Source organism: Bradyrhizobium sp. USDA 4452 (assembly GCF_054063575.1).
In genome coordinates, this window is sequence record NZ_JBSSGK010000001.1 from 4,501,078 (window position 1) to 4,520,088 (window position 19,011).

Genomic DNA, 19,011 nt, shown 5'->3' on the forward strand with positions numbered 1-19,011 from the left:
TTTGCCGTGCGAATCGATCGGTCCGCAGGCAAGGTCGCGGGATCACCGTGAAAGGCTGAAGCGAAGCGGGGATGGTGGATTTTCTCGGCATGTTCCGGCGGCGCCCTGCGAAACGCAGTTCCGGATTTGCGCGCGCGCATGACGACATCACGGCGCTCGGCGACCAGTTCGGCGAGATGCTGACGTCACCGGTGCGCGACGCGCCGCCGATGGCGCGTGCCGCTCCGGTTCCCGCCGTCGAGCTGCCGCGATCCCAGCCAGCGGCTGCGGCCGCCCCGGCGCGGGCAAGGCCGGCCAGGAACAACGCCGCTTCAGCGCCGCAGCTCATCAAGCGGCCGGGCTACCTCGCTGTGCACAGCGTGGAAAAGAGTTTTGGCAGCCGCCAGGTCGTGCGCGGCGTCAGCATCTATGTGCGCCGCGGCGAGGCGGTCGGCCTGCTCGGACCCAACGGCGCCGGCAAGACCACGGTGTTCTACATGATCACCGGCCTGATCAAGGCTGATCGCGGCGCGATCGAGCTCGACGGCCATGACGTCACCAAGCTGCCGATGTATCAGCGCGCGCGCCTCGGCATCGGCTATCTGCCGCAGGAGGCCTCGATCTTCCGCGGCCTGTCGGTCGAGCAGAACATCCGCGCGGTGCTCGAGGTCGTCGAGCCCTCGAGGAAGAAGCGCGAGCACGAACTGGATTCGCTGCTCGACGAGTTCAACATCACGCGGCTGCGCAAGAGCCCGTCGATCGCGCTGTCCGGCGGCGAGCGCCGCCGCGTCGAGATTGCGCGCGCGCTGGCGACGCGTCCGAATTACATGCTGCTCGACGAGCCGTTCGCCGGCATCGACCCGATCGCGGTCGGCGACATTCAGGACCTGGTCCGTCATCTGACCAACCGCGGCATCGGCGTGCTCATTACCGACCATAACGTCCGCGAGACGCTCGGCCTGACCGACCGTGCCTACATCGTCTATGCCGGTGAGATCTTGACTGAGGGCAGCCCGGAGGAGATCGTTAACGACCCCGATGTACGCCGGCTTTACCTTGGCGAGGAATTCCGGCTGTAGCCAAAATTTTGCGTCCGTCAAGCCGTGTACAAGCTTCACGGACTAAGATAAGCAAGAATCGAGCCAACTTTTAAGGTCGATCTTGCCTCCATGGCACTGACGCAAAGACTAGAGTTCCGCCAGTCGCAGTCGCTGGTGATGACGCCGCAGCTGATGCAGGCGATCAAGCTGCTGCAACTGTCGAACCTGGATCTGTCGGCCTTTGTCGAGGAAGAGCTGGAACGCAATCCGCTGCTCGAGCGGGCCGCAGACGGGCCGGAACCGCCGGTGGCGGGCGAGCCGGTGATGGAGCGGCCGGACTACGGCGATTCCAACGGTTCCAATAGCTACGGGGACGATGGCGACGCTTCTGACATGGCTGCAGGTTCGGGCGGCGAGGCCGGCTTTGAGCCCGGCCAGGAGGAATGGCTGAACCGCGACCTCGGCACCCGAGCCGAGATCGAGCAGACGCTCGATACCAGGCTCGACAATGTGTTCTCCGAGGAACCGGCCGAAGCCGCCGCGCGCGCCGCGCAGGACGCAGCCCCGTCGGTCTATACCGAATGGGGCGGTGGGGCCTCCAGCGACGACGAATACAATCTCGAAGCCTTCGTGGCCGCCGAGCTGACGCTCGCCGACCACCTTGCCGAACAGCTCGCGGTGGCGTTCTCGGCGCCGGCGCAGCGCATGATCGGGCAGTACCTGATCGACCTGGTCGACGACGCCGGCTACCTGCCGGCCGACCTCGGCCAGGCCGCCGAGCGGCTCGGTGCCTCGCAGCAGGCGGTCGACGAGGTCCTCGCGGTGCTGCAGAAGTTCGATCCGCCGGGCGTGTGCGCGCGAAACCTGAGCGAGTGCCTGGCGATCCAGCTGCGCGAGCTCGATCGCTACGATCCGGCGATGCAGGCGCTGGTCGAGCATCTCGACCTGCTCGCCAAGCGCGACATCGCGGCCCTGCGAAAGCTGTGCGGCGTCGACGACGAAGACATCACCGACATGATCGCCGAGATCCGCCGGCTCGATCCGAAGCCCGGGCTGAAGTTCGGCACCGCGCGGACGCAGACCATGGTGCCCGACGTCTATGTGCGTCCGGGTCCCGACGGCGGCTGGCATGTCGAGCTCAACAGCGACACTCTGCCGCGCGTGCTGGTCAACCAGACCTATTACTCTGAGCTGTCGAAGACGATCCGCAAGGACGGGGACAAGTCGTACTTCACCGATTGCCTGCAGAACGCGACCTGGCTGGTGCGCGCGCTCGATCAGCGAGCCCGAACCATCCTGAAGGTCGCAACTGAAATCGTCCGCCAGCAGGATGGATTCTTCACCTATGGCGTCGCGCATCTGCGGCCGCTCAATCTGAAGGCGGTAGCGGATGCGATCCAGATGCATGAATCGACGGTGTCGCGCGTCACGGCCAACAAATACATGGCGACCAATCGCGGCAGTTTTGAATTGAAGTATTTTTTCACCGCGTCGATCGCTTCCGCCGACGGCGGCGAGGCGCATTCGGCCGAAGCGGTGCGTCACCACATCAAGCAGTTGATCGACGGCGAGGCGCCGTCGGCGATCCTGTCCGACGACACGATCGTGGAACGTTTGCGCGCTTCGGGCATTGATATTGCCCGCCGCACCGTCGCGAAGTACCGCGAGGCGATGCGGATACCATCCTCGGTGCAGCGCCGCCGTGACAAACAGAGCATGCTCGGTAATGCCCTTTCGGCTCCTGCCTCCTCGCCCGACCGCTCGCGCGATACAGCCCCCGTTTAGGTTACTTCTTGAGTATGGCTCCGTCCGAGTACGGAGCGGGCCATCCGCTCGTTGCGTTCGTGCCAAATCGGAATAGTCTCAACCTCTCCAGGCGAAGCGCCATCCAGACAGGGAGGTAACCGGAAGCCCAGCAAGCTCCACGCTCCTGCAAGAGTGATCGAGGCATCCAGCAATCGAGGCATCAAATGACCCTTCGAATCTCGGGAAAGAGCATCAGCATCGGCGAGGCGCTTCGCGCGCGCGTCAGCGAGCGCACCGACGAGGTCCTGCGAAAGTATTTTGATGGCAACTATTCTGGTCACATCACGCTGAGCAAGGATGGCTTTGGCTTCCGCACCGACTGCGCGCTGCATCTGGATTCCGGCATCACGCTGGAAGCCGAATCCAACGCCGCCGACGCCTATGCCAGCGCGGACGCCGCGCTCCTGATGATCGAGAAGCGGCTGCGCCGCTACAAGAGCCGGCTCAAGGACCGCTCGGCCCGCAAGGCCTATGCCGCGACCGCTGCGCTTGCCGAATTGAACGGCGCAGGCCTCAACAGCGCAGGCCTCGACGCGCCGAGCTACGTCATCGAGGCACCCGAGAACGAGGACGAGATCACCGAGTACAGCCCGGTGATCATTGCCGAGGCAACCACTGCGCTGAAGCGGCTGTCGGTCAGCGAAGCCGTGATGGAGCTCGATCTGACCGGTGCCTCCTGCCTGGTATTCCAGCATGGCGGCAGTGGCCGGTTGAACATCATATACCGCCGTACGGACGGCAACGTCGGCTGGGTCGATCCGCCGGCGGTGAGCCCCTGAGGATAGTTGGCAGATGGCATTGACGTCCGAAGCCCGCCCTGCTTATGGTCCGCCGCCTCCGGCAATAAGGGGGGCGGAACAGGGTTCGCAGGTGTTGGCACCGCCGATACGTTGGAGTAGAAGCCCTGCCAGCTGGACCCGGGCTAAGCCCGCATCCCACCTCAACTTCTTGACGCCGCCGCTGTAAAGCCTATTCGCAACCTGACGGTTCATTCACCTCGGAACGTCCCAATGCCGATTACCGATCTGGTCGCACCCGAGGCGATACTTCCGGCTTTGAAAGTCATCAGCAAGAAGCAGGCGCTTCAGGAACTCGCGGCGCGTGCATCCGCGCTGACCGGGCAGAACGAACGCGCGATCTTTGAAGTGCTGCTGCAGCGCGAGAAGCTCGGCACCACGGCGGTCGGCTATGGCGTTGCCATTCCGCACGGCAAGCTGCCCAAGCTGGAGAAGCTGTTCGGCTTCTTCGCCCGCCTCGAGCGCCCGATCGATTTCGAGGCGATGGACGGACAGCCGGTCGATCTGATCTTCCTGTTGCTGGCGCCGGAAGGCGCCGGCGCCGACCACCTCAAGGCGCTGGCGCGCATCGCCCGCCTGCTGCGCGACCAGGACGTCGCCAAGAAGCTGCGCGCCTCGCGCGACGCGCAGGCCATCTACTCGGTGCTCGCGCTGCCGCCGGCGAGCGCGGCGTAGTCATCCGCGTCAGCGAACTCGTTCGCGCAACTGTCACCGGAGCATGATCGATGCGCCACGTGATGACGCGCGCCAATGCGTCGTCGACGTTCGAATTCCCGTAGCCCGGATGAAGCGAAGCGCAATCCGGGGCAAATCTCACGGCTGGCACGAGTCCCGGATTTCGCTGCGCTTCATCCGGGCTACGAAGCTGTGTACGCCGCAATTCTCTCAGCAGATCGTCGGCAGCAGGCGACGGACTTCGTCGAGCAGATCGGGCACGGCCTTCTCGTCGCTGGCGAGGTGCCTGAGCAGCGCGCTCTGGAACAGGCCGTCGAACAGCGCGTAGAGCGCGGCCGGAGACGATGCCGGCTTCCTGTTGCCGAGCTCCGCGTAGCGCGTGGCGATCCGCCAGATCATCGCTTCCAGGCTCTTGTCGATCTCGAGCACGTCCTTGCGAAACGCCGGCTCGAACATCGCCTGCGAGCGCAGATCGTACCAGAGCCGGTGCATGCGCGCTTCGTCGCGCAGCGTCGCCGCGAGCTTGGCGAGAAAGCCTTCGGTCAGTTCGTCGCGGCTGCGTGCCGTCGTCACCACCTCGTCATAGCGCGTCACGCATTTCGCCTTGTAGTGACGCACGCAGCAGCAGATCAGGTCGAGCTTGTCGCTGAAGTAGTAGTGAAACACGCCGTGCGTGAATGCGGAGTTCTGCGCGATCTCGCGCAGGCTGGTGCGCGCGAAGCCGAGTTCGCCGAGCGTTTCCAGCGCGGCTTCGGCAAGCTCGATGCGGCGGGCGTTGAACTTCTCGTCGCGCAGTGTCTCGGCTGCCACCGTCACGCGGTGGGCCGCTCCCGTCGCTTGCCGCGCCATCTCGTGCCTTTCCTGTCTCTTCCCTCGAGCGAACTTATACCGCGCAAACCGCGGCGCACTCCATCTCTTCACAATCATCCTCTTTGACACTTGTCAAATTCAGGCTTGACAAGTGTCAAGTTCCTGGACGAGATGGCGCTGCCCTGGGGCGGCACCTCGCACCCGGTGTGGTTCAAGCGCGATCCGCGCGTCGCCAATGTGAAGGTGCTGGGCGGCGTGTTCAACCGCGCGCTGATGCTGGGCGTGCCGCAGATCGTCGCCGCAGCGCTCGAGGCGACCAAGGACATGAAGCCCGACGAGCGCTATGCCGCGCTTGCGCAGACTGCTGCCGGCGTGATGAACACCATGCCGCCGCGCGAGAACCCGCGCGTCAACAAGTCGATGGATTCGGTGTATGCCTCCGGCCCGCTGGGCCGCGCGCACTGCGTGATCTACGGCAACAGCAACTACAAGCAGACCGGCATGCTGCAGGCCTTTGCCGCGGCGTATCTGCTGCAGCAGCCGCCCAAGCGCACAGGCTTCGCCTCCGGCTGCCAGGCGTTCGGACATCACGAACTGCTCGGCCAATTGCGCAGCTTCGGCCTGGTCGGCAAGCCGGTCCTGACCGTGCATGATTGAGCTTGAGCCCCGATCGGATCGGGGCTCAGCATTCCGCTCCCTGAAGCGTTTTCGTCAGGCGGACCGGTATCCGATTTGCTCGAAAACGCCCCTTGCGCGGGTGACGCAGTCGCGCGTCACCCGCCCTTTGCGCGAGGCCCGCCATGCGCTTCATCGATTACCTCGACAAGGGTGCCTCGCTCGGCACTGATGCGCCGTGCCTCACCATGGACGGCCGCGACCTCAGCTATGGCGAGGTGCAGCGGCTGAGCTACCGGATCGCGCGCGGGCTCGAGCGATCCGGCATCGCGCCCGGCGACAAGGTTGCGATCCTGTCCGGCAACGATCCGCTCGCGTTCTCTTGCGTGTTCGGCATCTCGCGCGCCGCCGCGGTGTGGTGCCCGATCAACCCGCGCAACGAGGCGACCGAGAACAAGTTCATCCTCGACCAGTTCGATTGCAGCCTGCTGCTGTTTCATTCGAGCTTCGCGCCGATGGTCGAGGCCGTGCGGCAGGATCTGCCCAAGCTGCGCGCGCTGGTCTGCCTCGATACCGAATTGCCGTTCGCGCCGTCATTCGATCGCTGGCTCAGCGGGCTCGCCGATGATGTCTATCAGCGCGAGACGATCGACGATCTCGCGATGATCCCGGGCACCGGCGGCACCACCGGCAAGCCCAAGGGCGTGATGCTCTCGGGACGCAACATCGAGGCGATGACGGCGCTGACCTTGATGGGCTATCCGTTCAAGGGCCGTCCGGTCTACCTCGCGCTGGCGCCGCTGACCCATGCCGCCGGCGTGCTTTGCTTCCCGATCATGACGCTGGGCGGCCGCGTCGTGATCATGCATCACCCCGACATCGGCGAGTTCCTCACGCTGATCGAGCGCTATCGCGTCACGCACACATTCCTGCCGCCGACCGTGATCTACATGCTGCTCGATCATCCGAGGCTCGATGCGACCGACCGCAGCTCGCTGCAATGCTTCTGGTACGGCGCGGCACCGATTTCGGCGACGCGGCTCGCGGAAGCCTTGCAACGGATCGGGCCGATGGCGCAGCTGTTCGGCCAGACCGAGGCGCCGATGATGATCTCGATGATGGCGCCGGCCGATCACTACAATGCGGACGGCTCCATCGCGATGGAGCGCCTTGCCTCCGCCGGACGGATCGGCCCGCTGGTGCGGGCCGGCATCATGGATGGCGACGGCAAGCTGCTTCCCTCGGGATCGCGCGGCGAGATCGTGGTGCGTGGTTCGCTCGTCATGGCAGGCTACTACAAGAACCCGGAGGCCACACGCGAGGCCTCGGCGCATGGCTGGCACCACACTGGTGATATCGGCTACATCGACGACGACGGCTACCTCTACATCGTCGATCGCGCCAAGGACATGATCATCACCGGCGGCTTCAACGTCTATTCGATCGAGGTCGAGAATGCGTTGCGGGCCCATGAAGCGGTGCAGGACTGCGCGGTGATCGGGCTACCCGACGACAAATGGGGCGAGCGCATCGTCGCGGTTGTGCAGCCGCGCGCCGGCCACACCGTCGATGCGGCGGCGCTTGCGGCGTTCGTCAAGCAGCAGATCGGCAGCATCAAGACACCGAAGCAGATCGAAGTCTGGGACGATCTTCCGCGGTCCAAGGTCGGCAAGGTGCTGAAGCCCGACATCCGCGCGCGGCTGGCCTGAACGTGTATTGACAACTTGCCGGTGACGCCAGAAGACGGTCGTGCGCAATATTGCGCGTGCGAACCAGGGATGGCTGATGTCCCGCGATTTTCGCCTTGACCGTGCTCCGATCGATGTTCTCGCCTACGAGCTCGCCGAGGAGCGGGCGAGCGCACTCGGACGCATGGGCCGCGCGCTGGAACAGGCGCTCGCTAAGCTGCGCGAGTTCGATGCTGCCCATCAGCCCTCCGAAGCAAGACAACAGGCGCGCCGCATCCTTGTGCGGGAGGCCGGTCATGCGCTCTGGATGTTCGTGGTGCAGCGGGAGGCGTGCGGGTTGCGCAACAACCGCATGCTGATGCGCGACTACAACGTGCCCGGCGAGGTGCAGCTCAGCATGGGGCCGATGCTCGCCGCATCAAACACATCGTCATAAAGGATACGGCCATAAAAAATGCGCGGGCGGCCTCGGTGTCGAGGCCTGCCCGCGCATCGAACTCGCGGATGTTGGATTGAGCCGGGCGTCAGTGGACGCTGACGGCCTGCAGCTCGTTGCTCCAGGCGTTCGCGATCGCGGCTTCGCGGCTGTCGGTCAGCATGATCGGCGTGCCGTCGGCGGCATGCAGTGCGAACAGCTTGAGGCCCGGCGCGATCTTCGGCGCCTGCGGAAAGAGATCGGGCACGTCCTCGGAACGGACCTGCTTCACATAGGCGATATGACCTTCGCCCAGATGGGCCAGCGCTTCCGGCGTGACGTTGCTGGATTCAATGGTGGTGGTACTCATGTCACTCATGGTCTCGACTCCTCAGTCAGATAAGCGGTCGAGTCCGCTCCTTGTTTCTATTATTCGTGTTCATTGATAGCGATTGTCTTAATGACCCGTTCAGGTTCTGGCCTCGCCAGGTCGATCGACAACAGCCCGTTCTTCAGATCCGCGCCCAGCACCTGCATCCCCTCCGCCAGCACGAAGGTGCGCTGGAAGTGGCGCGCGGCGATGCCGCGATGGATGTATTGCCGAGCCTTGTCGTCCTGCTGGCGGCCGCGGATAACGAGCTGATTTTCCTCAATAGTTACATCGAGTTGGTCGCGGGTGAAGCCCGCCACCGCCAACGTGATGCGGAGCCGCTCGGGCTGCCCGTTGGTACGGTCGCACCGCTCGATGTTGTACGGAGGATAGCCGTCAGCGCCCTTCACGACGCGGTCGAGCGCACGCTCGATCTCGTCGAATCCCAGAAGGAACGGACTGGACAACGATGGAACACGAGACATTACAAAGTCCTCTCGAAGCGACTTTGAGGGGCCCTTGCGGCACCCCATGCAACCGGCGGGCCGTCTGGCCTGCCGGTCAGTGAGGGATATGGGGGCGATCTGGATAGCGTTCAAGCAGCCCCGAAACCAGCCTAAACGCCCGCAACATGAGGGTAAATTCTTCCCGATCGGTTACGGGCTGACGCGCTTGCGGCCGTCGGCGGTAAATAGATGCAGTTTATCGCGTGGCGCAACCGCCCGGATCCGCTCGCCGACGGCAGGTCCAGTGGCGCCGGGAACCCGGACGATGACCTCGCCCGGCGGCAGCTCGCCCGGATTGGCGGCAACGCCCCGCTCCTCGCGCTGGCGGCTGCCGTAGACGAAGGTCTCGGCACCGACATGCTCGATCGCCTCGACCGTCAGGCCGAGCGCGACGCCGCCGGCGGCAGTCTCGGCCGTGATCACGAAATCCTCCGGCCGGATACCGACGATGCCGGCGCCATCGGCGCCCGCGATCTGGGAGGTCAGCTCGTCCGAACGCAGCGGCATCAGGTTCATCGGCGGCGCGCCGATGAAGGAGGCGACAAAGGTGGTCGCCGGCTTCTGATAGATGTCCAGCGGATTGCCGATCTGCTCGACCTGGCCGCCATTCATCACCACGAGGATGTCGGCGAGCGTCATCGCCTCGAGCTGGTCGTGGGTGACGTAGATCGAGGTGGTGTTGAGCCGGCGCTGCAGCTTGCGGATCTCGACCCGCATCGCGATGCGCAGCTTGGCGTCGAGGTTCGACAGCGGCTCGTCGAACAGGAACACTTTCGGCTGGCGCACGATGGCGCGGCCCATCGCGACGCGCTGGCGCTGGCCGCCGGAGAGCTGCCGCGGCTTGCGCTCCAGCATCGGCGACAGTTCGAGGACGCGGGCGGCTTCCTCGACGCGGGTCTTGATCTCGGCTTCAGCCATGCCGCGGTTGCGCAGACCATAGGCCATGTTGTTGTAGACGCTCATATGCGGGTAGAGCGCGTAGTTCTGGAACACCATCGCGATGTCGCGATCGGCGGGCTCGATCTGGTTGACGACGCGGCCGCCGATGTCGATCTCGCCGCCGGTGATGGTCTCCAGCCCCGCGACCATGCGCAACAGCGTGGACTTGCCGCAGCCGCTTGGGCCGACCAGCACGCAGAACTGGCCGTCGCCGACGTCGACATCGACGCCCTTGATGGCCTCGAAGCCGCCGGGATAGGTCTTGCGGACGCTGCGCAGCGTGACGTTAGCCATTACTTTTCCGTCTCCACCAATCCGCGCACGAACAGTTTCTGCATCACGACGACGACGAACACCGGCGGCAGCATCGCGAGCAGCGCCGTCGCCATCACCACAGGCCATTCGGTCAGCGCGTCGGTCGTGGTGATCATCTTGCGGATACCGACCTGGATGGTCTGCATGTCGTCACGCGTGGTGATCAAAAGCGGCCAGAGATATTGATTCCAGCCGAGGATGAACAGGATCACGAACAGCGCGGCCATGTTGGTGCGCGAGAGCGGCAGCAGCGTATCCCAGAAGAAGCGGAACGGGCCTGCGCCGTCGATGCGCGAGGCCTCCAGCAATTCATCCGGCACGGTCATGAAGAACTGCCGGAACAGCAGCGTCGCGGTGGCGGAGGCGATCAGCGGCAGCGACAGGCCGGCATAGCTGTCGAGCAGATGCAGATCGGCAACGATCTTGTAGGTCGGATAGATGCGTACCTCGACCGGCAGCATCAAGGTGATGAAGATGATCCAGAAGATCGCCATCCGGAACGGAAACCGGAAATAGACGATCGCGTAGGCCGAGATGATCGAGATCGCGATCTTGCCGACCGCGATCAGCAGCGCCATGATCAGCGAGTTCAGCATCATGTTGAGCACCGGCTCGCGGGTCGAGCCGCTCGTGCCGACGAACAGCGTCTGGTAGTAGGTCTCGAGGAAATGGCCGCCGGGCAGCAGCGACATCTGGCCGTTGGCGATGACGGCGTTGTCCTGGGTCGAGGCGACGAGCGCCAGATAGACCGGGAAGGCGACGATCGCGATCCCGATCCACAGGATGATGTGAGCCAGATAGCGCTGGAAGCCTTCCTCCTCGACCATCAGTAGGTCACCTTGCGTTCGACGAAGCGGAACTGGATGCCCGTCAGCACGACGACGATGACCATCAGAATGACCGATTGCGCCGCCGAGGAGCCGAGATTGCCGCCGAGCAGGCCGTCCGTGTAGACCTTGTAGACCAGCGTTTCGGTCGCCTTGCCGGGGCCGCCGCGGGTCATCGTGTCGATGATGCCGAAGGTGTCGAAGAAGGCGTAGACGATGTTGATGACCAGCAGGAAGAAGATGGTCGGCGACAGCAGCGGGAAGATCACGGTCCAGAACCGCCGCATCGGGCGGGCGCCGTCGATCGCGGCGGCCTCGATCACGCTCTTCGGGATGCTCTGCAGGCCTGCGAGGAAGAACAGGAAATTGTAGGAGATCTGCTTCCAGGCCGCGGCGAGGATGATCAGGGCCGCCGCCTGGTCGCCGTTGAGCAGTGGATTCCAGTCGACGCCCATGGCGCGCAGATAGCGGGACAGCACACCGAGCGAGGGGTGCAGCATGAACACCCAGAGCACGCCGACCACCGGCGGGGCGACGGCGTAGGGCCAGATCAGCAGCGTGCGGTAGAGCGTCGAGCCGCGCAGCGGCTTGTCGGCCATCACGGCGAGCAGCAGCGCGAACGACAGCGAGGACACTGCGATCGCGAACGAGAACGCGAAGGTTCGGACGATCGCGGCGAAATAGGCCGGGTCCTTGAACAATTCGAGATAGTTCTCGAACCACACGAAGCTGGTGGAAAGGCCGAAGGCGTCCTGCAGCAGGAAGGACTGGATCACCGCCTGCGCGGCCGGCCAGTAGAAGAAGATCAGGACGATCGCGAGTTGCGGGGCAACCAGCGCGTACGGCAACAGCTTTGATTGGAAAATCGATTGCTTCTGCATGATCTCGGAAGAATTGGCAGGCCGCGCGCTTGCGGCCTGCCGGGTGCCTCAAGGCATCATCATGTCAGTGGACGGCGGTCTTTTCAAACTGCCGCAGCATCTGGTTGCCGCGCTCGACGGCCGAGTCCAGCGCCTGCTTGGCGGTCTTCTTGCCGGCCAGCGCCTGCTCGATCTCCTCCGACCACATGTCGCGCAGCTGCACCATGTTGCCGAGACGCAGACCGCGGGAGTTCTCGGTCGGCTCCTTGTTGGTGAGTTCGAGCAGCGGGGTCTCCAGATAGGGCTGGTCCTTGTAGAAGCCCTCTTCCTTGGCCTTGGCGTAAGCCGCCTTGGTGATCGGCAGATAGCCCGAGGCCTTGTGGATCCAGACCTGGCGGTCGGTGTCCGAGAGGAAGGTCAGGAATTTGGCGACGCCCTTGTATTCCTCGGCCGATTTGCCGCCCATGATCCAGAGCGAGGCGCCACCGATGATCGAGTTCTGCGGTGCGCTCTTGACGTCGGGATAATAGGGCATCGGCGCGGCGGTGAAGTTGAACTTGGCCTGCGCCTTGACGTTGCCGAAGAAGGCCGACGAGGTCAGGTAGATCGGGCACTCGCCGGAGGTGAAGCGGCCTTCGCCGGTGTTGGTGCGGCCGGCATAGTCGTAGGTCTTGTCCTTCTGCAGCTCGACCAGGTTCTCGAGATGCTTGACCTGCAGCGGGCCGTTGAATTCGAGCACGGTGTCGAAGCCGTCGAGGCCGTTGGCCTTGCTGGCGAGCGGCACGTTGTGCCATGCCGAGAGCTGCTCGAGATTGACCCAGGTGACCCACGAGCCGGAGAAGCCGCAGGTGGCGTAGCCGGCGGCCTTCAGTTTCTTGGCGTCCTCGAACACCTGCGGCCAGGTCTTCGGGATCTCGGCGATGTTGGCCTTCTTCAGCGCGTCGAGATTGACCCACATCACGGTCGACGACGAGTTGAAGGGGAACGACAGCATCTCGCCCTTCGAGGTCGAGTAGTAGCCGGTGATCGCGGGCAGATAGACGCTCGGATCGAACTTCTCGCCGGCGTCGGCCATCAGCTTGTAGACCGGCTTCACGGCGCCGGTGGCGGCCATCATGGTCGCGGTGCCGACCTCGAACACCTGCATGATGGCCGGCGCGTTGCCGGCACGGAAGGCGGCGATGCCGGCGTTCATGGTGTCGGCATAGCCGCCCTTGTAGGTCGGGATCACCTTGTAGTCGGACTGCGAAGCGTTGAAGTCGTTGGCCAGCTTGACGATGACGTCGTTGTTGGCGCCGGTCATCGCGTGCCACCACTGAATCTCCGTCACCGCAAACGCAGGCGACGCGAATACAAGTGCGGCAGCGGCTGCCGCAGCAGCGCCAAGTCGTCTGAAGATCATCAAAAGCCCCTCCCGGTTGGAACGCCATCTTTCGTTGCGCGCGTTATCAGCGCCGGATGACGTTCAAATGACCGTATAAACGAAAGCCATGGTAGGGGGGAAGCCGAGGCGAAGGGAAGCGGTAAAAAAGGCTGACATCGCAGCCCACGTGCGTGCGGTGCAACGCCGGACGCGACGTTGCACCGCAGGGGCAGGACGTGTTGGCTTGACGGAAAACCGGTGCCCGTCCCACATCGCGTGCGGGACGGGCTTGGTTCGAGGTGCTATCAGCGCTTTCGCTGAGGGCCGCAGACCACGCCCTTGTCGATCAGGCCGCTGATCTCATCCTTGGAGTAGCCGAACTCGCCGAGCACTTCGGCGGCGTGCTGGCTGAACTTCGGCGGCGTGCGGCGGAGGCTCGGCTTGGTGCGGTCGAGGCGGATCGGCGAGGCGACGCCCTTGTACCAATCCTTCTCGATGACGTCACCGCGATGGATCGTATGCGGGTTGGTCAGCGCCTGGTCGATCTTCTGCACCGGGCCGGCCGGCAGGCCGGCGGCGAGCAGCCGGTTGCACAGCGGCTCGGCCTCGTGCTGGCTGAAGACCGCGGCAAGCTCGGCGCGCAGCGCGTCGCGGTTGGCGATGCGATCCTTGTTGCGGGCAAAGCGCGGATCGGTGCCGAGCTCGGGCTTGCCGATCTCCTTGGCGAGCTTGCGGAAGGTGCCGTCATTGCCGACGCCGATGAAGATGTTGTCGGTCTTGGTCGGGAAGATCGCGTAGGGCACGAGGTTCGGATGCTCGTTGCCGGTGAGCGATGGCGGCTTGCCATGCATGAAATAGTTTGCGGTGTGCGGATGCATGATCGCAAGCCCGGTCTCGTACAGCGTGGTCTCGATGAACTGGCCGAGCCCGGAGCGCTGCCGCTCCGACAGCGCCATCAGGATGCCGATCGCCGCATAGAGACCGGTCGTGATGTCGACCAGCGGCACGCCGATGCGCATCGGGCCACTCTCGGGCGAGCCGGTCGCCGCGATCATGCCGGTCATCGCTTGGATGATCGCGTCATAGCCGGGATTGCCGCCGCGCGGGCCGTCGGCGCCGAAGCCGGAGATCCGGCAATGCACGAGACGCGGAAACTTCGCGCGCAGCACGTCGTTGCCGATGCCCCATTTGTCGAGCGTGCCTGGCTTGAAATTCTCGATCAGCACGTCGGCGGTCTCGAGCATCTTCATCAGCACGGTGCGTCCGCCCTCGGAGGCGAGGTCGAGGCCGATCGAACGCTTGTTGCGGTTGATGCCGACGAAATAGGCCGCGTCCTCCTCATGGAAGGGAGGGCCCCAGTCGCGCACCTCGTCGCCGGCGGGCGGCTCGACCTTGATCACGTCGGCGCCGTGGTCGGCAAGGATCTGGGTGCAATACGGGCCGCCGAGCACACGCGTCAGATCGATCACGCGCAGTCCGGCCATCGCGCCCGTAGCCGCTGGGGTATTCATGGAAACAACCTTCGCTCAGTTGGGATCGGAAAAATGCGATCCCAGAGCTAACGGTCTTCAGGCGAGGCAGCAATGCTTCCGTCGGCGCAGGCCCATGCAGCAGGCGGCGCGTACGTTCGCCAAGCGAACTGAAAGAAGCGAACTGGCATCTGCAGTGCTCTCTTGAAACGCAATAGTCCGCCACGCGGCACGTGGCGGACTATCGGCAGTCGGTGGACTAGACGACGCTCAGCTTGACGTCGACATTGCCGCGGGTCGCGTTGGAATAGGGGCACACATGGTGGGCCTTCTCGACCAGCGCCTCGGCGTCGGCGCGGGACAGGCCGGGCAGCGAGACGGCGAGCTCGACCGCGAGGCCGAAGCCACCTTCCGAGCGCGGGCCGATGCCGACCGTCGAGGTCACCGCGGCGTCGGCCGGAACCTTGGGGCCGCCCTGGGAGGCCACGAACTTCATGGCTCCGATAAAGCAGGCGGCATAGCCGGCCGCGAACAGCTGCTCCGGATTGTTGCCAGCGCCACCGCCGCCACCGAGCTCCTTCGGGGTGGTGAGCTTGACGTCGAGCGCGCCGTCGAGCGTTGCCGCATGGCCGTCGCGGCCGCCGGTTGCCTTGGCGCTGGTCTTGTAGAGCACGTTCACAGACATCGTGGTCTCCCTTGGTTTGGACCGGGTAGTTTAGGCTTGGGTTTGAATTCGACGAGAGATGTATTGCACACAGTTATATTGTGCACAATATAAAATATGCGGCCTCACATTTAATTGTTCGCAATTGAATCCGCGGTCACGGGAGGCCAGAATGACCTGGAAAGCGAGATGGATTCGATGGGAATCATGGTCAGGAAACAGACGGCGGCGGATCAGGCGCTGCGGCTCGATAACCAGATCTGCTTTGCGGTCTATTCGACCGCGCACGCCTTCAACCGCGTCTACAAGCCGCTGCTCGACCGGCTCGGCCTCACCTATCCGCAGTATCTCGTGATGCTGGCGCTGTGGGAGCGCGACGACGTGGCGGTGAAGGACCTCGGCGAGCGCCTGTTCCTGGATTCCGGCACGTTGACTCCGCTGCTGAAGCGGCTGGAGGCGGCCGAGCTGATCAGGCGGACCCGCAGCACCGAGGACGAGCGGGTCGTGCTGATCGCGCTGACGCCGCAGGGCCACGCGCTGCGCGAAAAGGCCAAGGCCGTTCCGCAGTCGATCCTCGCGGCTTCCGACTGCACGGTTGGTGAGTTGCTGGCGATGAAGGACGAGATCGTCGCCCTGCGCGACCGGTTGAATGCGGCGCTGGGGGAGTAGGCGGACGGTGGCTAGAGCCGCTTCCTGGCGAAGGCGCGGCCGCTGTGCGATTTGAGATACTTCTCGAACGCGAGGGCTTTGTACTTGTCTGGGAATGCGCAGTACCAGACCAGCTCCCACGGCTTGAATTTTGAAGTGTGCGCGGATTTGCCGGCGTTCTGCTCGGGGATGCGGCGCTTCAGGTCCTCGGTGGCGCCAACGTATTCCTGGTCAGATAATTCGATGCTGCGGATGATGTAGACGTACCACATTCGCATCCACTGAAGCGCGGGCAACAGAACCCTTGGCAGTCCGTCTTCGCCCTTCGGGCTACGCCGGACACCACGCTTCGCCCCTCAGGCTCCGCGCGGCTGCGCCACGCGTAGCCCGAAGGGCGAAGCGTGGTGGAGCCAGGCGGGATCGAACCGCCGACCTCTTGCATGCCATGCAAGCGCTCTCCCAGCTGAGCTATGGCCCCTTATCCAGTTGGGTCGATCCTGGGGGATCAATCCCGGTCCGCACGGCCTAGGCGACTCGCGCGGGAGCACCGTTGATCACAGATCGGCGCCGATCTCAAGTCTCTTCGTCGCCGCCGACGTCACCAATGATATCGGTGACGTCCTCATCGCCCTCTTCCTCGTCGGCGATGAAGGTCGAATCGTCGTCGTCATCGTCGTCGATGGTCTCATCGACCTCGATATCGTCCTCGGATTCGGGAACCTGCGCCTTGACCTTGCCGGTGTTCTCCTCGGCATCGGCCTCCTCGAGCGAGACCAACTCTTCGGCCTCGGCGGGCTCCGGCATGTCGGCGGCGGTCGCAGGCGAATTGACGGGGGCGCCACGGCCCCGCGGCGGGGCTACGGGCGCGATCGGCACGACCTCACCGGTGTAGGGCGAAATCACCGGATTCTTGTTGAGATCGTAGAACTTCTTGCCCGTGGTCGGGCAAATGCGCTTGGTTCCGAGCTCGGACTTGGCCAACGTGGTCATCCCAGAATTTTGCTGAAAAACGGAGCTTCACTTGGCTAGTTGAGCCGCCGCTGTCAATAGCGGTGTGCGCGCAAGTGACGGGCGCGTGACGCGGTGTTGCCTATGTGATACCTGCCGCGGCGCGAGAGGACACAATCTTGGCTCATTCCGACACCCCGACCCCGCTGGAATCACGCGCCTGCGGCCCGCTGGCCGGCAAGGTCCGCGTTCCCGGCGACAAATCGATTTCCCACCGTGCCCTGATCCTCGGGGCGCTTTCGGTCGGCGAAACCCGCATTTCCGGCCTTCTGGAGGGCGAAGACGTCCTCAATACCGCCAAATCCATGCGCGCGCTGGGCGCCAGGGTGGAGCGGACGGCGCCTTTTGCGTGGTCGGTCGCCGGCGTCGGCGTCGGCGGCTTCGCCCAGCCCTCGGCCCCGCTCGATTTCGGCAATTCCGGCACCGGCTGCCGGCTGGTGATGGGCGCGGTGGCCGGCTGCCCGATCGCGGCGGTTTTCGACGGCGACGCCTCGCTGCGTTCGCGGCCGATGCGCCGGATTCTCGATCCGCTGGAGCTGATGGGTGCCCGGACCAGCGATGTCAGGGAGGGCGGCCGGCTGCCGCTCACCCTGCATGGCGCCCGTTATCCCGTGCCGATCGTCTACAAGACCCCGGTCGCCTCGGCCCAGATCAAGTCCGCGGTGCTGCTGGCGGGGCTGTCCGCGCCCGGCATCACGACGGTCATCGAGCAGGAGGCGAGCCGCGACCACACCGAGCTGATGCTGAAGCATTTCGGCGCCGAGATCTCCTCGGAGAAGGAAGGCAGCCACGGCCGCCGGATCTCGCTGAACGGCGAGCCAGAGCTGCACGGCGCAGAGGTCGTGGTACCCGCCGATCCGTCCTCGGCCTCGTTCCCGATCGTGGCGGCGCTGATTGTCGAAGGGTCCGACGTCGTGTTCTCCGACGTGATGACCAATCCGCTGCGCACCGGCCTATTCACCACGCTGCGCGAAATGGGCGCCTCGATTGACGAGAGCGATGTGCGCGGCGATGCCGGCGAGCCGATGGCGCAATTGCGCGTGCGGGCCTCGAAGCTGAAGGGCGTCGAGGTGCCGCCGGAGCGCGCGCCGTCGATGATCGACGAATATCTGGTGCTGGCGGTTGCGGCGGCGTTTGCCGAGGGAACCACGATCATGCGCGGTCTGCAGGAGCTGCGCGTCAAGGAATCCGACCGCCTCGAAGCCACCGCCGACATGCTGCGCGTCAACGGCGTCAAGGTCGAGGTTTCCGGTGATGACCTGATCGTCGAGGGCCGCGGCCACGTTCCAGGCGGTGGCCTCGTTGCCACCCACATGGATCATCGCATCGCGATGTCGGCGCTGGTGATGGGCTGTGCTTCGGACCGGCCGGTGAAGATCGATGACACCGCCTTCATCGCCACCAGTTTCCCGGATTTCATCCCGATGATGCGCGCGCTCGGAGCTGACTTCGCATGATCATCGCCATCGACGGACCCGCCGCCTCCGGCAAGGGCACGCTCGGCAAGCGGCTCGCCCACCATTACGGCTATCGCCATCTCGACACCGGTGTGATCTACCGCGCGGTGGCCTATGCGATGATGGCGCAGGGTGCCGACCTCACCGACGAGGCGCTGGCGGTGGCCGTTGCGCTCGAACTCGATCCTGAAAAATTCGGCAATCCGATCCTGAAGACCCAGAAGGTCGGCGAGGGCGCGTCGGTTGTCTCGGCCTTTCCGAGGGTGCGCGAGGCGCTGGTCAGCTTCCAACGACAGTTCGCCGCCGATCCGCCCGGTGCGGTGCTCGATGGCCGCGATATCGGCACCGTGATCTGCCCGGACGCCGACGTGAAGATCTTCGTGGTCGCCGATCCCCGCGTGCGGGCACGGCGGCGCACCCTGGAGGCCCGCGCCCGCGGCGAGGACGCCGACGAAGAGGCGGTGCTGGCCGACATCCTCAAGCGCGACGAGCGGGACCAGAACCGCGCCATTGCGCCGTTGCGGCCGGCTCCGGACGCCCACACGCTGGATAATTCCAATCTCGACATCGAGGCTGGCGTCCGCGCCGCTATCGCCATCGTCGAGGCGGCGCGCGCCCGACGCTAGAATAGCCCGCATCGGAAGGCCCTTTCGGCCCGAAAACCCAGCAAAATGGGGCATTTCCTGCTTGCCGAAAACGGCTTGCAGGGCTATATCAGCGCCGTTCGGAGCGCCATCGACCGTGTCGAGGCCGTGTCTGA

At 64.6% G+C, this 19,011-nt stretch carries 20 protein-coding genes, 1 tRNA gene and 1 pseudogene; 10 read left to right on the plus strand and 12 right to left on the minus strand.

Going from position 1 to position 19,011, the window contains the following annotated elements; genetic code table 11:
* Positions 1–71 precede the first annotated feature (71 nt).
* The 4 genes from lptB (at position 72) to ptsN (ending at position 4,297) form a co-directional block, all read left to right on the plus strand.
* Positions 72–1,058 (plus strand): LPS export ABC transporter ATP-binding protein, encoded by a 987-nt coding sequence (gene lptB, locus ACVISU_RS21620; protein WP_050404294.1) that lies wholly within the window; start codon positions 72–74, stop codon positions 1,056–1,058.
* Between the two features lie 90 nt (positions 1,059–1,148).
* Positions 1,149–2,804 (plus strand): RNA polymerase factor sigma-54, encoded by a 1,656-nt coding sequence (gene rpoN, locus ACVISU_RS21625; protein WP_456708254.1) that lies wholly within the window; start codon positions 1,149–1,151, stop codon positions 2,802–2,804.
* A 185-nt stretch (positions 2,805–2,989) separates the two neighbouring features.
* Positions 2,990–3,604 (plus strand): ribosome hibernation-promoting factor, HPF/YfiA family, encoded by a 615-nt coding sequence (gene hpf, locus ACVISU_RS21630; RefSeq protein ID WP_050404292.1) that lies wholly within the window; start codon positions 2,990–2,992, stop codon positions 3,602–3,604.
* Positions 3,605–3,835: 231 nt separating this feature from the next.
* Positions 3,836–4,297, plus strand: a complete 462-nt coding sequence (gene ptsN, locus ACVISU_RS21635; protein ID WP_016843543.1) for a PTS IIA-like nitrogen regulatory protein PtsN — start codon at positions 3,836–3,838, stop codon at positions 4,295–4,297.
* Positions 4,298–4,507: 210 nt separating this feature from the next.
* Here the strand turns inward: ptsN and ACVISU_RS21640 are convergent, their stop codons facing one another.
* Complete coding sequence (locus ACVISU_RS21640) at positions 4,508–5,146, minus strand: TetR/AcrR family transcriptional regulator (protein ID WP_157113661.1); 639 nt, start codon at positions 5,144–5,146, stop codon at positions 4,508–4,510.
* A gap of 132 nt (positions 5,147–5,278) precedes the next feature.
* Here ACVISU_RS21640 and ACVISU_RS21645 point away from each other — a divergent pair.
* From ACVISU_RS21645 to ACVISU_RS21655, 3 genes and pseudogenes are all read left to right on the plus strand, one after another.
* Positions 5,279–5,764, plus strand: a pseudogene (locus ACVISU_RS21645) (DUF5938 domain-containing protein); the annotation flags it as partial.
* Positions 5,765–5,907: 143 nt separating this feature from the next.
* On the plus strand, positions 5,908–7,431 hold the full coding sequence (locus ACVISU_RS21650) for an acyl-CoA synthetase (RefSeq protein WP_456708255.1): 1,524 nt from the start codon (positions 5,908–5,910) through the stop codon (positions 7,429–7,431).
* A 76-nt stretch (positions 7,432–7,507) separates the two neighbouring features.
* Positions 7,508–7,846, plus strand: coding sequence for a DUF6665 family protein (locus tag ACVISU_RS21655; protein ID WP_050404344.1), 339 nt, complete (start codon positions 7,508–7,510; stop codon positions 7,844–7,846).
* Positions 7,847–7,934: 88 nt separating this feature from the next.
* Here ACVISU_RS21655 and ACVISU_RS21660 read toward each other — a convergent pair whose 3' ends face one another.
* The 8 genes from ACVISU_RS21660 to ACVISU_RS21695 all read right to left on the minus strand — a co-directional run bounded on the left by ACVISU_RS21660 (position 7,935) and on the right by ACVISU_RS21695 (position 15,159).
* Complete coding sequence (locus ACVISU_RS21660; protein WP_050404289.1) at positions 7,935–8,204, minus strand: BQ00720 family protein; 270 nt, start codon at positions 8,202–8,204, stop codon at positions 7,935–7,937.
* Between the two features lie 50 nt (positions 8,205–8,254).
* Positions 8,255–8,680, minus strand: a complete 426-nt coding sequence (locus ACVISU_RS21665; RefSeq protein WP_021082592.1) for an Hsp20 family protein — start codon at positions 8,678–8,680, stop codon at positions 8,255–8,257.
* 171 nt (positions 8,681–8,851) lie between these two features.
* Entirely contained in the window at positions 8,852–9,934 is a 1,083-nt protein-coding gene (locus ACVISU_RS21670) for a sn-glycerol-3-phosphate import ATP-binding protein UgpC (RefSeq protein ID WP_050404288.1), read from the minus strand.
* On the minus strand, positions 9,934–10,782 hold the full coding sequence (ugpE, locus tag ACVISU_RS21675) for a sn-glycerol-3-phosphate ABC transporter permease UgpE (RefSeq protein WP_050404287.1): 849 nt from the start codon (positions 10,780–10,782) through the stop codon (positions 9,934–9,936). The genes ACVISU_RS21670 and ugpE overlap by 1 nt, the downstream gene beginning before the upstream one ends.
* Complete coding sequence (gene ugpA / locus ACVISU_RS21680; RefSeq protein WP_050404286.1) at positions 10,782–11,663, minus strand: sn-glycerol-3-phosphate ABC transporter permease UgpA; 882 nt, start codon at positions 11,661–11,663, stop codon at positions 10,782–10,784. The genes ugpE and ugpA overlap by 1 nt, the downstream gene beginning before the upstream one ends.
* A gap of 64 nt (positions 11,664–11,727) precedes the next feature.
* A complete protein-coding gene (gene ugpB, locus ACVISU_RS21685; RefSeq protein ID WP_050404285.1) occupies positions 11,728–13,044 on the minus strand; it encodes a sn-glycerol-3-phosphate ABC transporter substrate-binding protein UgpB in 1,317 nt (438 codons plus the stop codon).
* A 266-nt stretch (positions 13,045–13,310) separates the two neighbouring features.
* The gene (locus tag ACVISU_RS21690) at positions 13,311–14,516 is read right to left on the minus strand and encodes a CaiB/BaiF CoA transferase family protein (protein ID WP_050404284.1); all 1,206 of its coding nucleotides are present in this window, start codon (positions 14,514–14,516) and stop codon (positions 13,311–13,313) included.
* A gap of 217 nt (positions 14,517–14,733) precedes the next feature.
* Complete coding sequence (locus tag ACVISU_RS21695; RefSeq protein ID WP_063695625.1) at positions 14,734–15,159, minus strand: organic hydroperoxide resistance protein; 426 nt, start codon at positions 15,157–15,159, stop codon at positions 14,734–14,736.
* A 186-nt stretch (positions 15,160–15,345) separates the two neighbouring features.
* Here ACVISU_RS21695 and ACVISU_RS21700 point away from each other — a divergent pair, with 186 nt between their 5' ends.
* On the plus strand, positions 15,346–15,807 hold the full coding sequence (locus tag ACVISU_RS21700; protein WP_050404343.1) for a MarR family winged helix-turn-helix transcriptional regulator: 462 nt from the start codon (positions 15,346–15,348) through the stop codon (positions 15,805–15,807).
* An 11-nt stretch (positions 15,808–15,818) separates the two neighbouring features.
* Here the strand turns inward: ACVISU_RS21700 and ACVISU_RS21705 are convergent, their stop codons facing one another.
* The 3 genes from ACVISU_RS21705 to ACVISU_RS21715 form a co-directional block, all read right to left on the minus strand.
* The gene (locus tag ACVISU_RS21705) at positions 15,819–16,058 is read right to left on the minus strand and encodes a GIY-YIG nuclease family protein (protein WP_456708256.1); all 240 of its coding nucleotides are present in this window, start codon (positions 16,056–16,058) and stop codon (positions 15,819–15,821) included.
* A 130-nt stretch (positions 16,059–16,188) separates the two neighbouring features.
* Positions 16,189–16,264: transfer RNA gene (locus ACVISU_RS21710), tRNA-Ala, on the minus strand.
* 95 nt (positions 16,265–16,359) lie between these two features.
* A complete protein-coding gene (locus tag ACVISU_RS21715; protein WP_050404342.1) occupies positions 16,360–16,767 on the minus strand; it encodes a TIGR02300 family protein in 408 nt (135 codons plus the stop codon).
* 146 nt (positions 16,768–16,913) lie between these two features.
* Between ACVISU_RS21715 and aroA the strand changes: the two genes are divergently transcribed.
* Together aroA and cmk are read left to right on the plus strand one after the other, a co-directional pair.
* A complete protein-coding gene (gene aroA / locus ACVISU_RS21720; RefSeq protein ID WP_456708257.1) occupies positions 16,914–18,251 on the plus strand; it encodes a 3-phosphoshikimate 1-carboxyvinyltransferase in 1,338 nt (445 codons plus the stop codon).
* A complete protein-coding gene (gene cmk / locus ACVISU_RS21725) occupies positions 18,248–18,877 on the plus strand; it encodes a (d)CMP kinase (protein ID WP_050404280.1) in 630 nt (209 codons plus the stop codon). The genes aroA and cmk overlap by 4 nt, the downstream gene beginning before the upstream one ends.
* Positions 18,878–19,011 lie beyond the last annotated feature (134 nt).

What these genes read in the sequence shown, in the direction of transcription:
- lptB (WP_050404294.1), top strand. Translation starts at nt 72, where the DNA reads ATGGTGGATTTTCTCGGCATGTTCCGGCGGCGCCCTGCGAAACGCAGT.
- rpoN (WP_456708254.1), top strand. Translation starts at nt 1,149, where the DNA reads ATGGCACTGACGCAAAGACTAGAGTTCCGCCAGTCGCAGTCGCTGGTG.
- hpf (WP_050404292.1), top strand. Translation starts at nt 2,990, where the DNA reads ATGACCCTTCGAATCTCGGGAAAGAGCATCAGCATCGGCGAGGCGCTT.
- ptsN (WP_016843543.1), top strand. Translation starts at nt 3,836, where the DNA reads ATGCCGATTACCGATCTGGTCGCACCCGAGGCGATACTTCCGGCTTTG.
- ACVISU_RS21640 (WP_157113661.1), bottom strand. Translation starts at nt 5,146, where the DNA reads ATGGCGCGGCAAGCGACGGGAGCGGCCCACCGCGTGACGGTGGCAGCC.
- ACVISU_RS21650 (WP_456708255.1), top strand. Translation starts at nt 5,908, where the DNA reads ATGCGCTTCATCGATTACCTCGACAAGGGTGCCTCGCTCGGCACTGAT.
- ACVISU_RS21655 (WP_050404344.1), top strand. Translation starts at nt 7,508, where the DNA reads ATGTCCCGCGATTTTCGCCTTGACCGTGCTCCGATCGATGTTCTCGCC.
- ACVISU_RS21660 (WP_050404289.1), bottom strand. Translation starts at nt 8,204, where the DNA reads ATGAGTGACATGAGTACCACCACCATTGAATCCAGCAACGTCACGCCG.
- ACVISU_RS21665 (WP_021082592.1), bottom strand. Translation starts at nt 8,680, where the DNA reads ATGTCTCGTGTTCCATCGTTGTCCAGTCCGTTCCTTCTGGGATTCGAC.
- ACVISU_RS21670 (WP_050404288.1), bottom strand. Translation starts at nt 9,934, where the DNA reads ATGGCTAACGTCACGCTGCGCAGCGTCCGCAAGACCTATCCCGGCGGC.
- ugpE (WP_050404287.1), bottom strand. Translation starts at nt 10,782, where the DNA reads ATGGTCGAGGAGGAAGGCTTCCAGCGCTATCTGGCTCACATCATCCTG.
- ugpA (WP_050404286.1), bottom strand. Translation starts at nt 11,663, where the DNA reads ATGCAGAAGCAATCGATTTTCCAATCAAAGCTGTTGCCGTACGCGCTG.
- ugpB (WP_050404285.1), bottom strand. Translation starts at nt 13,044, where the DNA reads ATGATCTTCAGACGACTTGGCGCTGCTGCGGCAGCCGCTGCCGCACTT.
- ACVISU_RS21690 (WP_050404284.1), bottom strand. Translation starts at nt 14,516, where the DNA reads ATGAATACCCCAGCGGCTACGGGCGCGATGGCCGGACTGCGCGTGATC.
- ACVISU_RS21695 (WP_063695625.1), bottom strand. Translation starts at nt 15,159, where the DNA reads ATGTCTGTGAACGTGCTCTACAAGACCAGCGCCAAGGCAACCGGCGGC.
- ACVISU_RS21700 (WP_050404343.1), top strand. Translation starts at nt 15,346, where the DNA reads ATGGTCAGGAAACAGACGGCGGCGGATCAGGCGCTGCGGCTCGATAAC.
- ACVISU_RS21705 (WP_456708256.1), bottom strand. Translation starts at nt 16,058, where the DNA reads ATGTGGTACGTCTACATCATCCGCAGCATCGAATTATCTGACCAGGAA.
- cmk (WP_050404280.1), top strand. Translation starts at nt 18,248, where the DNA reads ATGATCATCGCCATCGACGGACCCGCCGCCTCCGGCAAGGGCACGCTC.